This window comes from Micromonospora sp. NPDC005087, assembly GCF_042872965.1.
Lineage (GTDB): Bacteria > Actinomycetota > Actinomycetes > Mycobacteriales > Micromonosporaceae > Micromonospora.
Genome location: NZ_JBIALB010000012.1, coordinates 27,022 through 41,327, shown reverse-complemented (window position 1 = coordinate 41,327; position 14,306 = coordinate 27,022). Strand labels below are relative to the sequence as shown.

Annotated in this window: 9 protein-coding genes; 5 read left to right on the top strand and 4 right to left on the bottom strand. The window is 69.7% G+C overall.

Annotated features, from left to right (window positions below; all coding sequences use genetic code 11):
• The first annotated feature begins 17 nt into the window (after nt 1-17).
• Both ACFYPS_RS25020 and ACFYPS_RS25015 read left to right on the top strand, forming a co-directional pair.
• On the top strand, nt 18-839 hold the full coding sequence (locus tag ACFYPS_RS25020) for a DUF2637 domain-containing protein (protein ID WP_387327663.1): 822 nt from the start codon (nt 18-20) through the stop codon (nt 837-839).
• Between the two features lie 371 nt (nt 840-1,210).
• Nucleotides 1,211-2,149, top strand: coding sequence for a replication-relaxation family protein (locus tag ACFYPS_RS25015; protein ID WP_387327290.1), 939 nt, complete (start codon nt 1,211-1,213; stop codon nt 2,147-2,149).
• A 119-nt stretch (nt 2,150-2,268) separates the two neighbouring features.
• On the opposite strand, the gene ACFYPS_RS25010 is transcribed toward ACFYPS_RS25015, so the two are convergent.
• Nucleotides 2,269-5,085: a M14 family zinc carboxypeptidase gene (locus ACFYPS_RS25010; protein ID WP_387327287.1), complete on the bottom strand. Its 2,817-nt coding sequence runs from the start codon at nt 5,083-5,085 to the stop codon at nt 2,269-2,271.
• A gap of 165 nt (nt 5,086-5,250) precedes the next feature.
• Between ACFYPS_RS25010 and ACFYPS_RS25005 the strand changes: the two genes are divergently transcribed.
• Nucleotides 5,251-5,646, top strand: coding sequence for a hypothetical protein (locus ACFYPS_RS25005; protein ID WP_354968084.1), 396 nt, complete (start codon nt 5,251-5,253; stop codon nt 5,644-5,646).
• Between the two features lie 100 nt (nt 5,647-5,746).
• Here ACFYPS_RS25005 and ACFYPS_RS25000 read toward each other — a convergent pair whose 3' ends face one another.
• Nucleotides 5,747-7,090 (bottom strand): glycoside hydrolase family 18 protein, encoded by a 1,344-nt coding sequence (locus tag ACFYPS_RS25000; protein WP_387327284.1) that lies wholly within the window; start codon nt 7,088-7,090, stop codon nt 5,747-5,749.
• A gap of 146 nt (nt 7,091-7,236) precedes the next feature.
• Here ACFYPS_RS25000 and ACFYPS_RS24995 point away from each other — a divergent pair, with 146 nt between their 5' ends.
• Nucleotides 7,237-8,121 carry a bile acid:sodium symporter family protein gene (locus ACFYPS_RS24995; protein ID WP_387327281.1) on the top strand — a complete coding sequence of 295 codons (885 nt, stop codon included), beginning with the start codon at nt 7,237-7,239 and terminating at the stop codon, nt 8,119-8,121.
• 50 nt (nt 8,122-8,171) lie between these two features.
• Here ACFYPS_RS24995 and ACFYPS_RS24990 read toward each other — a convergent pair whose 3' ends face one another.
• Both ACFYPS_RS24990 and ACFYPS_RS24985 read right to left on the bottom strand, forming a co-directional pair.
• Nucleotides 8,172-8,591, bottom strand: coding sequence for a PPOX class F420-dependent oxidoreductase (locus tag ACFYPS_RS24990; protein ID WP_387327279.1), 420 nt, complete (start codon nt 8,589-8,591; stop codon nt 8,172-8,174).
• Between the two features lie 486 nt (nt 8,592-9,077).
• Complete coding sequence (locus ACFYPS_RS24985; protein WP_387327275.1) at nt 9,078-9,629, bottom strand: hypothetical protein; 552 nt, start codon at nt 9,627-9,629, stop codon at nt 9,078-9,080.
• A 318-nt stretch (nt 9,630-9,947) separates the two neighbouring features.
• Here ACFYPS_RS24985 and ACFYPS_RS24980 point away from each other — a divergent pair, with 318 nt between their 5' ends.
• On the top strand, nt 9,948-14,306 hold the full coding sequence (locus tag ACFYPS_RS24980; RefSeq protein WP_387327272.1) for a RecQ family ATP-dependent DNA helicase: 4,359 nt from the start codon (nt 9,948-9,950) through the stop codon (nt 14,304-14,306).

Genomic DNA, 14,306 nt, shown 5'->3' with positions numbered 1-14,306 from the left:
TGGTCCAGGTGGCGATCATGCTGTTGATCGGCTGCGCGGCCGGCGCGGCGTCGTTCACGCATGTGCATGACGTCGCGGCGGCGCATGGCCAGCCGGGCTGGCTGGCCTGGGCCGACGCGGTCGTGCTGGAGTTGACCTCGATCGCCGCCGGTTTGGAGTTGCGCCGCCACCGGCGCCTAGGCACCAGCGCCGCCTTCCCCGCCACGGTGCTGACGTTGGCGGTGTTGCTGTCCCTGGCCGCGCAGGTGGTGGAGGCCGAGGCGTCGGTGATCGGCTGGATCGCCGCCGCGCTGCCGGCGCTCGGATTCCTGGCGATGGTAAAGATCGCCCTCGGCCGCATGGACCCGACCCCTCACCGGACCGCCCGGCCCGACCGGACCGGGCCACGACCGACGCTCGTCGCTGACATGTTCGTCTCGGACACCAGCGGAATGGTCCGGGACCGCACTGCCGCGGTCCCCGCCGCTGCGGACCAGGGCCGGACGGTCCCGGACCGCCGGGACCACACGGCGGTAACCGGCGACGACGGCCCGCAGGTGGCGGCGCTGGTCCCGGCCGCCCGGACCGCCGCCCGCGCCCTTACTGCCGAGGGGACACCGCTATCCCGCAAGGCCCTCGCCGGACAGTTGCGCCTGACGGGCATCAGCTGTCAAACGCCACCGCCTCGGCGCTCGTGCGCGTCCTGCGCGCCGAGACCACTCCACCGGCACCGACCGCGCAGGAACTGCCGCGAATGGAGGCCGCGTGACCGAACCACGAGCATCCTCTGTCAGACCGGACCGCCGCTGTCAGACCAGCTCTTCCGTCTGCCAGCAAGCCCGCGACCTGACAGAACCTGACAGAACTGTCACCGCGACGTCGCCCGCCGCCGGCTGTCTGGCCGCAGCAATGAGGGCGCATCGAAAACCCATCCGCGTTCCTGATCGAGGAGCATCACGCATCATGATGACCCCGCACAACGACCATCACCTGCGCCGCCAACGCCGTCACCGACCCGGCTCACGCCGACTCTCGCGGCACCGTTACGCCGGACGTGGTGTGACCCGCCGTTGCGGTGTCGATGTCGGTCCCCGTTTGACTGTCCGTCTTGATCCTGACCCCCGAACTGACCCCCCGTACTGGCTGACAGCCCAGGTCAACACCACTCTCATCGCTCCTGATTGGCTCCAGACACACCCTCATGTGTGGGGTGTCCCCCCAGGGGCCGCTCATGCGTAAACCGCTACCGGCTGCGGACCCGCTGCTGCGTCTGCAGGCCAGCATCACCGCCCGCGACGACCGGCTCCTCGGCTGGCTCTACGACCATGGAGTCCTCACCACCGATCAGATCGGCGCTGCCCTGTTCCCGTCCCTGGACTTCGCCCAACGCCGGCTACGCCGCCTCACCGTCCTGCGTGCGACAGACCGATTCCGACCCAACCGGGCCTACGGCGGCTCCTACCCCTACCACTACGTCCTGGACCAGCTCGGCTACGACCACGTCCACGCCCAACGCGGACTCGGACGACCACGCCGCGACCAGGCCCGCCGCCGAAAGCAGTCCCTGACCGCCCGGCCGGACCTGCCGCACCTACTCGGCGGCAACCAGGTCTTCATCGACCTCGCCGCCCACGCCCGCACCCACCCCAACACGGCCCTGGACCGGTGGCAGCCCGCGTCCGCCTTCCACGAGCCCGGGGTGTTCTACCGCCGAGGCGGCAACCCGCAGATGATGGTCCACGGACCGAGCGGACTGCCCCGCCCCGACGGCGCCGGGGTGTGGACCGAGCACGGACGGTCCGTGCCGTTCTTTCTCGAGTACGACACCGGCCGCGAACGCCTCGACATCCTCACCGAGAAAATCGGCAAGTACGAACGGCTGGTCTGCCTCAGCAACTGGGCGTGGCCAGTCCTGTTCCATCTACCCTCCGCCCGGCGGGAGGCGAACCTGCACCACCGCGTCGCCGGCATCAACCTGAAGACGGTCATCGCCACCACCACCGCCGAACTGCGCGCCGCCACCGGCGCCAGCCCCGCCGAGCAGGTGTGGCAGCTATCCGGCTTCGGCGCCGGCCGGCACTGCCTCATTGACCTGCCCTACAGCGACACCCATCACGACGACGAGTTCCCAACCCACACCGCGCCCCGCATGAGCGAGCGGGCAGCCTGATGAACCAGGGCGGGGGCCGGCGCATCCGGAACCGGCCCCAGAACGCGCCGAAGCGCCCGCCCCGACGACCCATGGAATCCAAGGGTCGAGGGGACGGGCGCTTCGCCGTGCAGGCTTCGTCAGCCCACCACCGACCGCAGCGGCACCTTGGCGTCGCGTAGGGCGCGCACCAGATCACTCGCGAACGGGTGCTCGTCCACCTGGAGTCCCTGCTGGTTCGGGATCACCACGTACGCCGAATCGCCCTTCGTGGACACCCGTGCGTCCGAGGTGAAGCGTTCGACGATCGCCCGGGTGCGCGCCAGGTCGGCCGCCGCCACCTCGATGGTGGTCGGCCGCCACCCGCCGCCCAGATCCGCCGCCACCGGCGCGGCGGCGGCGCTGGCCCGCGCCGGGTCGACGCCGGTGGAACGCCGGGGGTCGGGCGTGCTGGTCGCCCCCGCGCCCGCCGGGTAGAGCAGCGCGTTGGCCACCAGGTGCAGACCATTCTCGTTGTACGCCCGGAAGAGCGGGTTGAACGCGAACAGCACCGCCCGACCGGCACCGGTCGGCTCGTCGACCAGAGCCGCCGTCACCTTCAGCGTGTCCGCGCCGACGGTGTAGCCGTTGGCCCAGAACGTGTCGCCCGCCGGATAGGTGAGCACGTTCGTGCCGGTGGTGCTCGGGTTGAGGACCGGGTCGCTGTTGTTGAACTCGAAGTCCTCCGCCGGGCGGCCAAGAGCGACCGGGCTCGCCGTGTCGACATCGACCCGCAGGTGTGAGCCGATCACTAGGTAATCGGCCGGCTTGGTCTTCTCGGTGGTGGAGGTGAGCCCGGCCGAGCGTGCCAACCGGGTGCCCTCGTTGCGCAGACCCACATAGGTGTGGCCCTGCGCGATCCAGTCGCGCAGGTTGGCCTGCCCGGCCGCGGTCAGACCACCAGTCGGGCTGCTGCCGTCCGGCACCAGCAGCACGGTACGACCGGTGAACGCCTCGGTGTTGTCGTTGATGTCGGCCGTGGTGACCGGCGTGAGATCGAGACCCCACCGCTTGCCGAGCACGTACCGGGCCTCGCCGTGGGAGCCGGACGTGGTGGAGATGCCAGTGCCCTGGAAGAGCCCCACGTCGGGCAGTGCGAGTGCGGTGCCGCTGGGTCGTCCACCCGGGGTGAGGGTGACCCCGAGTGATTCGGCCAGCTCGTCGACCGTACGGCTCAGCTTGGTCGCTGGGACGGCGACCCGGCTGGTCTTCAGGTCACGCACGAGCGGGACGCCCCGGCCGAGCAGGGTGAACGTGAACTCCGCGGCCGCGGCCGAGTCCAGCGGGTACGTGTACGAGCCCCACGGCCACGCCGGTCCACTGCGGCCGCCGGAGATCTCGCGGACCAGCTGCGCCTTCGGCCGGACGTTGTCGCCGGTGTAGATGGTGGACACACCCATCAGCAGCGGGTTGCTCCAGGAGGACACGTCGTAGAAGTAGGGGAAGGGGACGTACGGGTCCTCGCCCATGATCGCCTGGATCCAGTGCTTCTGCGGCTGGTCCATCGGGATCCAGTACGCGCCCTTGGGCACGGTCACGTCGGTGGCCGTCCGGCCGCCGAAGACCCGCGCGGTCGGCACCCGGGTCGCCTTCTGCACCTCGTACACCTCGACGTCCATCCGGCGCAGCCGCTCGACGAGCTGGCGGACGTCGGCGAGCTGCCGGTCCGGCAGCAGGAAGTACGAGCGGACCTTGATGTCGGGCACCGGGAACTGGACCTCGTTGGTGGGCTGGACCACCTCGTTGGGCTCCAGCGTGCCCGCCCTGCCCTGGGCGAGCGCGTCGGTCCAGATGTCGAAGTAGTCGGTCAGCACCTCATGCTTGTTCGCCGCGGCCCAACCGAGCGTCGCCCACTGGGTGTTGAACTGCTGCTGGACCCGGTCGGCCACCGCCGACGCGCTGCCCTTCTCGTACGTCATGCCGGCCGCGCCGAAGCCGGTGGTCGGCACGGTGTCGCCATAGCCCATGAAGAACATGTCGTACGTGTCGTAGTTGAAGTAGCACTCGGTGCTGTCGTCGTCGACGCAGGCGCCGTTGTAGCCGAAGCCGGCCTTGTTGGCCTCGCCGATCCGGTTGATCCAGTCCACCGCCTCGCCGGCGATCTCGTGGTGGATCGGGTCCGCGTTGGGCGGGAAGAAGTACTGGTGGCCACCCATCTCGTGGGCGTCGATGAAGACCTGCGGCGGGTACCGGCGCAGGAGTTCGAGCTTGCCGTCGGTCTCCTGCTGGGTGCGGGCGAACCAGTCCCGGTTCATGTCGAAGCCGAACTCGTTCTGCCGCCTGGTCGCGTCGCGGCCGTCCGGGTTCTGCGTCGGGACGATGACGGTGACCAGGTTGTCGTTGCGCGTCTCGACCGCGCAGGACAGGCCGGCCGCCAACTCGTACAGCGTCTTGAGCGCGGCGTCGGTGCCGCTCTTCTCGCCGCCGTGCACGTTCGCGGTGACCCAGACGATGGCCGGGCTGTCCTTCGCCGTCCGGACGGCCGTCCTGGCGCTGGTCCGGCGCGGATCCCGCAGATCCCGCACGTCATCGGCGATCCCGCGCAGCGCCGACGGCCGGACGTTGCGCTCGTCGGACACCACCGCGTACGGCAGCGGCTGACCGAGCACGCTGGTGGCCATCACCCCGGTGGCGACCCGGTCGGAGGCGCCGTCCACCGCTCCCAGATAGGTCCGGACCTCGTCGTTGGTGACGACCCGCTCCTGACCCACGCCGAGCGGGAAGCCGAGCACGGCCTCCGGGGCAGGCACGGTGCTCAGACGTGCCGTCGGGTCGGTGCTGCACCGGGGGGACTGTGCCGCGCCCGCGGCCGATGTGCCGCTGAGCAGGGGAATCGTGCCGAGCAGGAGTGTGATCGCGGCGGCACTCGCCAGCCGCCTCGTGGGGACCGTCCAGGACGAACGCATCGATGGGGCCATGTCTTTGTTTCCCTTCTCGGGAAAAGCCTCGCAGTGGCCGGAGCCTATGAATCGCGGATACCCGGGTCAAGGTCTGATCGACTTTGATGATTGCGTGGGGTGCCGGCGGCGGCGCTGGCTGGCAGGATGGCGGTGTGCGGATGTCTCGCCTGGAAGGAGGAGACGGTGCTGGCCTCTCAGGAGACGATCACGCTGTCGGTCTTCCCCGATCTTCCATCTGCCGACGCTCGGCGTTCTCTGGCGTCCTGGCTGCGGTCCGAGGACCGGCTTCGCGAAAAGGTGACGGCGGCGCCCGCCGCCGGTTCGACGACGCCGTCCGACGACACGTCGGCGGAGGGCACGGACGTGCTGCTGGTGGCGGTCGACAGCGGCGGGGCTGTCATGGTGCTGGTCCAGGCGATCGCCGGCTGGTTGACCCACCGTCGCGAGGACGTGACGGTGAAGCTCACCCGTCCGGACGGATGGTCGGGGGAGTTGGACGTGCCCCGGGCCCGTGACATGGACGAGGTGACCGCGCTCATCGAGGCCGCGGTACGCGCGGTGGCATCCGAGCAGGGGTAGACCGAGCTGATCGATCGCGGTCTGGCGCACGGACCACCGGCCCGCCGCCGACCGATGAATCGGTCGACGACGGGCCGGGGGACTGCCGCAAGCGATACGCCTACCAGGTCGTCAGCCCAAGGCCGATCGTCTTGGTCAACGTGGCGTTGTCGTCGTCGCCGTCCAGCGACCAGATCATCGCGCCGGCCAGGCCGGCCCGCCGGATGTAGAGCGTCTTCTGCAGCACGACCGCCGGGTCGTCGTACGTCCAGAACGTCGTACCGTCGAACAGCCAGGCGTGCCCGGAGCGCAGGTCGCGGTGCACGGTGTAGCCGTTGCCGGCCAGGGTCTTGAGCTTCTTGTAGTCCTCGTACCCGGCCTCGAAGGTGGCCGGCGCGGGCGCGGCGGCGGGTTTGAACAGGCCGTTGCCGCCGCCGGTGACGCCGGTCCAGCCGCGACCGTAGTACGGGATGCCGAGGACCAGTTTGTCGCGCGGCGCGCCGCGGGTGATCCAGCCGTCGATGGCCACCTCGGCGGAGAAGTCCGGGTTGTCCGGAGCGCCCGCCGGCACGCGTAGCGCGGACTGCTGGTTGGTCACCGCGTCCCAGCCGCCGTGGAAGTCGTACCCCTGCACGGTGGCGAAGTCCAGGTACTTGAAGATCTTGCGGCCCTCGTACCCGGCGTCCATGGCGGCGGGGTTCGCCGGCAGGAAGGCGGTCAGCGCGTAGTGCTCGCGGGTCGTGCGCCCGTACGCGTCGAGTTGCCGGCGGAATTCCGCGAGCAGCTTGGTGAAGTTCTCCCGGTCCTCCGGGCGGATGACGTTGCCCGGCTCACCGGCCCAGTTCGGCCACTCCCAGTCGAGGTCGATGCCGTCGAAGACGCCGGCGGCGGCACCCGGCCCGCCCGCGGCGCCGTCACCGCCTGGCAGGTTGCCCTTGAGGTAGAGGTCGATGCAGGAGGCGACGAACGCCTTGCGGGAGGCGTCGGTGAGGGCGGCGTTCGAGAAGTACGTCGACCAGCTCCAGCCACCCAGAGAGATCAGCACCTTCAGATCGCGGTGCTTGGCCTTGAGCTTGGCCAGTTGGCCGAAGTTGCCGTTGAGCGCCTGACCCGGGGCGTCGGCGACACCGTCGACGCTCTCCTCGGCCGGCACCGGACGCTGGTAGTCGGCCCACGCGTCGCCCTCGCCCGGCCCACCGTCGACATAGCAGCGTCCGTCCTCGCTGACGTTGCCGAAGGCGTAGTTGACGTGGGTGAGGCGACTCGCGGCCCCGGAGGTGTCGAGCTTCTTGACCGGGAAGGCCCGGCCGTAGATGCCCCACTGGGTGAAGTAGCCGACCCGGTGGTAGCCGGCCCGGCGGTCGGGTTTGTCGCCCGCGCTCGCGGCGGTCGGCGGGGCGGCGGTGATCAGCATGGCCGCAAGGGCGACGACGGCGGTCAGGCGGCGGTGGCGGAATGGTCGCATCGGCACACTCCCACGAGGAATGGAGCGGAATTAGTAAAGAGTCTTGCCTGATTGATGAAGTTAAGCCGATCACCGTCGACGGTCAAGAGCCGTCCGGCCACATGGGGGATGGCGGAGTCATTACCGGGTGGTAACGATGTTGTGTCATGGACTCAGCCCTGACTCTGATCGGTCTGCCCATCGCCCTCGGCATCATCATGCTCGGCCTGGGTCTCGGACTGACCATTGCGGACTTCCGCCGGGTCGCCCAGCACCCGAAGGCCGCCGTCATCGCGCTGGTGTGTCAGGTGCTGGTGCTGCCGGCGCTCTGCTTCGCCCTGGTCCTCGCCTTCGACCTGGCACCCGAGCTGGCCGTCGGGATGATGCTGCTGGCCGCTTCCCCCGGCGGCACCACGGCCAACCTCTACAGCCACCTCTTCGGCGGCCACGTGGCCCTGAACATCACCCTCACCGCCATCAACTCGGTGCTCGCCGTGTTCACCCTGCCGATCCTGGTCAACCTGTCGGCGGCCTACTTCCTCCCCGACGGAAGGAGCCTCGGCCTGCAGATCGACAAGGTGCTGCAGGTCTTCGCCATCGTGCTCGTCCCGGTCGCGATCGGCATGTTGATCCGCGCCCGGGTGCCACACGTCGCCGAGCGCCTGAACCGCCCGGTCCGGATCCTCTCCGTCGTGGTGCTCGTCGCCGTGATCGCCGGCGCCGTGCTCGGCGAGCGGGAGAACATCGCCGACTACTTCGTCTCGGTCGGCCTGGCCGTGCTCGCGTTCAACCTGCTGAGCCTCGCGATCGGGTACGGGGTGCCGCGACTCGCCGGAGTCGACCGGAGCGCCGCCACCGCGGCCGGGTTCGAGATCGGCATCCACAACAGCACCCTTGCCATCACGATCGCGCTCAGCCCCGCGCTGCTCGACAGCACCCAGATGGCAATCCCGGGTGCTGTCTACGGCATCGTCATGTTCTTCACCGCGGCGGCCTTCGGCTACCTGGTGACCCGCGTCGGCGCCCCGGCCGCCACCACCGTGCAGCCCTGACCGTGAGGTCGCTGGCCCGGCCGCCGGTGCCGCCGGCCGGCCCGTGTCGGTCAGCCGACCTGGTTGTTGTCCTTGAGTGAGCCCCACCCGTGCCACCGGTCGATCTCAATCAGGGCGCTGACCCGAGCGCGCTCCCGCCGTGGGTACGCATTTCCCGTGTAGTGCTCGGACAACCGGTCGATGTCCGCGAGGCCCTCGTCCGGCCGCAGCTCGGCGACGTGCCCGATGATGCTGACGTGGGTGTACCAGCCAGCTTCGTCCAGCACGGTGAGGGAGACCCGGGGGTCGTTCCGGACGTGCTCCAGCCGGCGCCGGCTCTCGTCCATGTTCACCAGGATCCGGCCGTCCTCCCACAGGTACCAGGTGGCGGCGGACACCGGCTGACCACCGTTGCGAAGCGTGGTCATGACGGCCGGGTTCGGCTTCTGCAGCATGGCGACCGCGGCCTCAGGAAGCGGTGGCTTGGACATGAAGTCTCCTCTTCGCGTCAGGGTTACCCCTGCACGTTACGCACCCGCCGGTCCGCTCCTGTCCGAATGGGGCGCATGGCCGGCTGAGGTCGGTGGCGATTGTCGATGTACCTCGCGGGGAGCTGCGCGCGACGGGGGGACCGGGTAGTCGCACGAAACGATCATGACGGGCGCTGGTGGGCTGGATTGTCTGAGCCGGCAGGAGCCTTCCCAGGTCGACTCGGGGCAGCTCGGCGGCAGCTCGGTTGGTCGAACCCGTCCATCCGGAGGATCCCGACCGCCTGAATCGCTGCATACGTTGAGTCAGCCCATGACCTCGCTGGCGGGTGCTGACCAGCCTCTGCCAACGTTGTCATCGGTCGCCGGCTCGAAAGCGGGCCGGATATGCGGCGGCCCGGCAGGGCGGGCCATGTCGCGGCTCTGACCCTTTGCTGCCGCAGCTTTCGGGGGCAGCAAAGGGGGAGTGAGGCTATGGGAACGCGGGCGCTACCCCCGAATGTCGCCGCAGCATCTGACGTGATCGCACAACGAGGGCCGCTCACGCCCGACGAAATCGCCGACGTCCTTCGCGAAAGTGGCATTGTGCTGAGCGCGGCTCGACTGGCGAAATTGCCGGAGCGTTTTCCCTCGGCGTTCGTCATCGATGACCACGATCGCCTGAGCCTTCCACCTCGCCCGTCCGGCGCCCCCGACCCGGACACGGCATCTGCAACTGCGAAGGTCGTAGACGAGGCCGCACTTGCGTGGAACAGGGTCGACCCACCAGCAGCGATGCCGCTGGAGGATCTCGTCGTCGTGGTGCCGGGGCCGTCGGTGCACCAGAAGGTGGATCTGGCTGTCGTGCGGTTGCGTGACGGCGCGGCGCGGCTCTTCAGCGAGAGTCCGAACCGATCCGATGAGGTGCGTGAGTTCATCGTCGGGGCTGCGGGCGTGGTCGGATACTGCCTGGGCAGTGACCGCTGGTCTCACCTGCCAGGCGATATCGCCGGCTGCCTTCCTGATGTCCGAGCTGATCTGCGGATACTGGCGCTGCTTCATGAGCCCGCCCGACCGACCGGCCGAATGAGCGAGATGTGCGCGGTCTTCGGTGTCGAGCAGGGGGACGATGATCCGCTGAGCGACGCACTTGCCCTCGCCGCGTGTCTGCGTGTTCTTGTCGGCCGGGTCGACGGCTCTGATCCGTCGTGGCAGGTTGCCCGGGCCTGTCTCGTCGCGGGCGGATCGGACCTTGCTCGACTGTTGCCCGAGGCTCCAATGCCGGTGAACATCCGGGACCTACTGTCCTGCGCCCCGGACCCCCTGCTCGAACCGGTGGGAGGGGCTCAACCCGGTAAGGCCGCGGACGCCGTACGTCAGGTGTTCAGCCGCTTGGGTGAGCGGGGCTACGCAGCCCGGCCGTCGCAGCGGGAGATGGCCGGGGCGGTGGCTGAGGTGCTCGACGCGGGTGGCCTACTCGCCATCGAGGCGCCAACGGGCACGGGCAAGTCCCTGGCTTACCTGACGCCTGCCGGTCGGGAAGCCGGTCCGGGTCGACCCGTCGTGGTCGCCACCGCAACGAAGGTCCTTCAGCAGCAACTGCGACGGGATGTGACTCGGCTTCGAGGCGAGGGGCTGTTCCATGCCCCGTTCCGTCAGCTCTTCGGGGTGTCCAACTACCTCTGCTCCCGGGAGATCGCCGCGGCGTTGGAGTCGTCCGATGAGAGCGCGGGCACTGACCACTGGCTGGCGTTGGCCGTCGCCGTCCGAGCGCTCGCCGTCGGTGAGACGGGGGTGTGGGATGACGTTGCGGACGCGGACGTCGCGGGCGGACGCCCCGACTATCGGGGGCTGCGGGACACCCTGCGAACCGACGCCGGGTCCTGCGAACGATATGACTGTGCCTGGGCTGACCGGTGCCCGTTGTTCACACGACTCGCCGGGATGCGCGAACGGCCTGGCGTCGTCGCGGTCAATCATGCCCTGATCGCAACCTGGGCGAAGCTCGCTCAGCAGGGTCAGCGGAGCCCGGGCGATGTGCTCGCCGAGGGCCGTGGTGACCTGGTCTTCGACGAGGCACACGAGCTGGAAGACTCGTTGACGGCCGCGTGGACGGAGGTCGTCGGCCGGCGCGAGCTTCTCGGCCTGGCGGCGAGGCTCGACGGCAGGAGCGGACTCGACCGGCACCTACGCCGGCTCGCCGCTGCCGGAGTTCACCTGCGCCGAGAGCGGACCTTGCCGGCCATGGCTCGACAGCTGCGGCAGGACTGCGACCGGTTGACCGACGCCGTGCAGCGGTATCTGCACGAGTACGGCGGTGTGCACCGCTCCGCGGTCCCGCAGTCAGGGGTCGTGCACAGCCGACCGGAGTACCGGCAGCTCGTCGAGGAGGTACGGCAGATCACCCGCGGTTTGCGGGACCTGGTTGCCGAGCTGACGGTGTTGGAGACGGGTGCCCGCGCGCAGGTGGCCGAGGCGAGCGGCCGCGCTCGGCTGCTGCTCAAGGCCGTCCTGGTTCGCGTCGCCGGCCTGGTTCGCGCCGTCCGGGACGCCGGTGCGGTGCTCGGGCGGCTCCGGGACCTGCCCGATGAGCATCTCTGGGTCTATCGGCTCTCCGGCCAACTTGGCGCCGACACGGATTCTGCAACAGACGCCGAGGCTGCTCCTACCCCCGTGTCCGCGGATCAGACCACCTGGAGCGAATGGACCTTCGAGTGCATTCCGGTCGACGTCGGTCCGGCGTTCGCGGATGGCATTGTCCGGCCGGCGCGCAGCGTCACCCTGACCAGCGCGACCCTGACCACTGGTGACAGCTTCGACTACCTGAGTGACCGGCTGGGGATTCGGGTAGAACGGGGCAGCGGCGAGCCGGGCGTCTTCGACGGGCGACAGCTGCGCAGCCCGTTCGACTACGCCACCCAGTCCGCGGTGGTCCACACCAACCACCTGCCCGTGCCGGTGCCCAGTCAGGAACGGGAGTTCGTCGAGGAGTTCGCCCGCGACCAGGTCGGTCTGCTGTCGTTGACCGGCGGCCGCTCGATGACGCTGTTCGCCGCGCGTCGCCGGATGGAGGCCGTGGCCAGCCTGGTCCGGCAGCGGTCGGAGCCGCTGGCCGAGCGGGGTGTGCACCTGCTTGTGCAGGGCGAGGCCGGCCGGGCCGAGATCGCCGACCGGTTCCGGTCCGAGCCGGGGAGCGTCGTGTATGGGCTGCGGTCGTACTGGCAGGGCTTCGACGCCCCCGGTGAGACGCTCAGCTACCTGATCATCGAGAAACCGCCGTACCCGCATCCGGATGACGCCGTGGTCAGTGCCCGGGCACGCGCGGTCGCCGACCGTGGTGGCGATCCATTCCTGGATTACCTCGTACCCAAGACCGCCGTGCAGCTGGCGCAAGGCTTCGGTCGGCTGATTCGCAGCGAGACCGACCGGGGTGTGGCGCTGATCTGCGACCGGCGGATGCAGTCGCCTGGCAGCGCCAATCGGATACTCCTCTCCTCCCTGCCCGGGCCTGCGATTCACCACGCGATCGACCGCGACGACGCCTGGCGCTTCGCCGTACAGTTCGTCACGGGTGAGCAGCCGGACCTCACAGCCGCGTTGTCTCTGGCCCGCAGCGACGTGGATGACACCCTGGAGCGATTGCGTCTGGCGCCTGGAGAGGATCCGGAGCCGAAACTTCGCGAGGGCGCACGGCTGCTCTTCGGCGTGCACGAGCTGCGCGAACCGCAGCTGCAGCTGATGCGGGCTCACCTGGCAGGCGACGACACCGTCGGTGTCCTGCCCACCGGCACCGGAAAGTCGCTCTGCTTCCAGCTCCCGGCCCTGTTACGCCCGCAGGACCGGGCGACGGTGGTGGTCAGTCCGCTCGTCGCGCTGATCAAGGACCAACTGGATGACCTGCGGGGCCGCCGTGGACTACGGGGCGTTCAAGGCATCACCGGCAACACCCCCGCCGCCGTTCGTAACGAGATCCTGCGGGACCTGGCGACGGGAAAGGTGCGGCTGCTGTATGTCTCGCCGGAGCGGCTCGTGCGGGATCCGGTGCTCAGGGTGGCGTTGGAGCGGCAGGACCTGGCCGCCCTCGTCGTCGACGAGGCGCACTGCGTGAGCGACTGGGGACACGACTTCCGGCCCGAGTTCCGACGAGTGTCGCGGGCGGTGGCGCACCTGGGACGGGCCCCACGGATGGCGTTGACAGCCACGGCCACAGAGCCCGTGTTGCAGGACATCATCGGCACCCTGGAGCTCACCGACCCGGTGGTCGTCACCCGACCTGCCGATCGCCCGAACCTCCGCTTCCAGGTGACCAAGGTGGGCGCTGAACGAGAGCGGGCCCGCGAACTGCTGCGGATCGCGACGGCGATGGGATCGTCACCGGGCATCGTGTACGCCTCCCGGCGGGCGGTCACCGAGGAGGTGGCGGCGCTGCTGCGTCGCGCGGGACTGCGGGCCCGGCACTACCACGCCGGAATGGTGCCGGAGCAGCGCGAAGCTGTGCAGGACGACTTTCTCGCCGGCACCACCCAGGTCATCGTCGCCACCAAGGCGTTCGGCATGGGCGTCAACAAACCCGACGTCGGCTGGGTGGTGCACTACGACCTACCCGAGTCGCTGGACGCGTACGTACAGGAAGCCGGCCGGGCGGCGCGCTCGGCCGACCTGCGGGGCCAGTGCGTCCTGCTGTACGGCGGTGGTGATATCGCCCGTCGTCGTGCCCAGGTGGCCGACACGACCGACGACGTCCGGTTGGCGCAGGCTCGGCGTGTGCTGAACCAGCTGCTGACGCAGCGCCGCCGAGGCGAGGACGTCGTGTTCGACCCGGAGGAGTTGGCTGAGGCGGTCGCGGTCGAGCCGGACGAGTTGAACGTGGTGCTGGGCTGGCTGGAACGTGCCGGCGCGGTGGAACAACTTCCGGACTGTTCGGCCCGGGGCACGGTTCACGTCGGGGTCCGGGAACCGGCGGACCAGGGGGAGCGACGTCGGTTCCGCGAGCTGTCCGTGCTGTTGAAACTGCGACCGCAGGTGGGCAGCCGAATCGACTTCGATCGGCTTGAGGCGGACCATGGTGTCGACCCCGACGCGTTGGAACGCGATCTCGTGGCGTGGTCGCTGGACCGCCTCATCACCTTCTCGTCGTCGCAGCGGTACCGCAGGCTGCGGGTGCGCAGCCGCCAGCTGGCCAGCGAAGTGTTGCAGCGGGAGATCCGGCGGTGGAACGCCTGGCAGCGTCGGCAGCTCGACGCGATGCTGTCGTACCTCGGTGGCGGGTGTCGCCGTGCGGCCATGGTCGCCTACTTCGGTTTTCCGTCGTACTCGTGCGGTGCTGAGCACGAGGCCTGTGACAGCTGTGGGGGGACTTCCCCGTGGCACGACCTTCCCGCGTCGGCGGTGCCCGACCCCGAGCAGTTGGTCAACGTCGAGCTGACGGTCCTGCAGGCGGTCGGATGGGCCTCGACCCTCCGGACGGGCCGCTACGGCGCGGTCGGGCTGAAGGCCGCGGTCCTCGGCGCGGAGATGCTGGCCGGGGGGCACCCCATCGGGGCCGGTCTGCGTCGGTGCCCCCAGTTCGGTGCGCTGCGTCATGTGCGGGGCGCCGACCGCCGCTGGGACGAGGCGGCTGACCGGTTGGTCGATGCTGGCCTGGTCATCCGCGATCAGGTCGAGCGGGACAGCAGGAGTTACATGAGTCTGGCTGTTACCGATGCCGGGCGGGAACGGTTGGGAGGCCGGCGTGGGTGA

Coding starts and splice junctions, on each gene's coding strand:
- ACFYPS_RS24990 (WP_387327279.1), bottom strand. CDS start 8,591: ATGTCCAAGCCACCGCTTCCTGAGGCCGCGGTCGCCATGCTGCAGAAG.
- ACFYPS_RS25020 (WP_387327663.1), top strand. CDS start 18: ATGCTGTTGATCGGCTGCGCGGCCGGCGCGGCGTCGTTCACGCATGTG.
- ACFYPS_RS25000 (WP_387327284.1), bottom strand. CDS start 7,090: ATGCGACCATTCCGCCACCGCCGCCTGACCGCCGTCGTCGCCCTTGCG.
- ACFYPS_RS24995 (WP_387327281.1), top strand. CDS start 7,237: ATGGACTCAGCCCTGACTCTGATCGGTCTGCCCATCGCCCTCGGCATC.
- ACFYPS_RS25015 (WP_387327290.1), top strand. CDS start 1,211: ATGCGTAAACCGCTACCGGCTGCGGACCCGCTGCTGCGTCTGCAGGCC.
- ACFYPS_RS25010 (WP_387327287.1), bottom strand. CDS start 5,085: ATGGCCCCATCGATGCGTTCGTCCTGGACGGTCCCCACGAGGCGGCTG.
- ACFYPS_RS24985 (WP_387327275.1), bottom strand. CDS start 9,629: ATGAAGCAGCGCCAGTATCCGCAGATCAGCTCGGACATCAGGAAGGCA.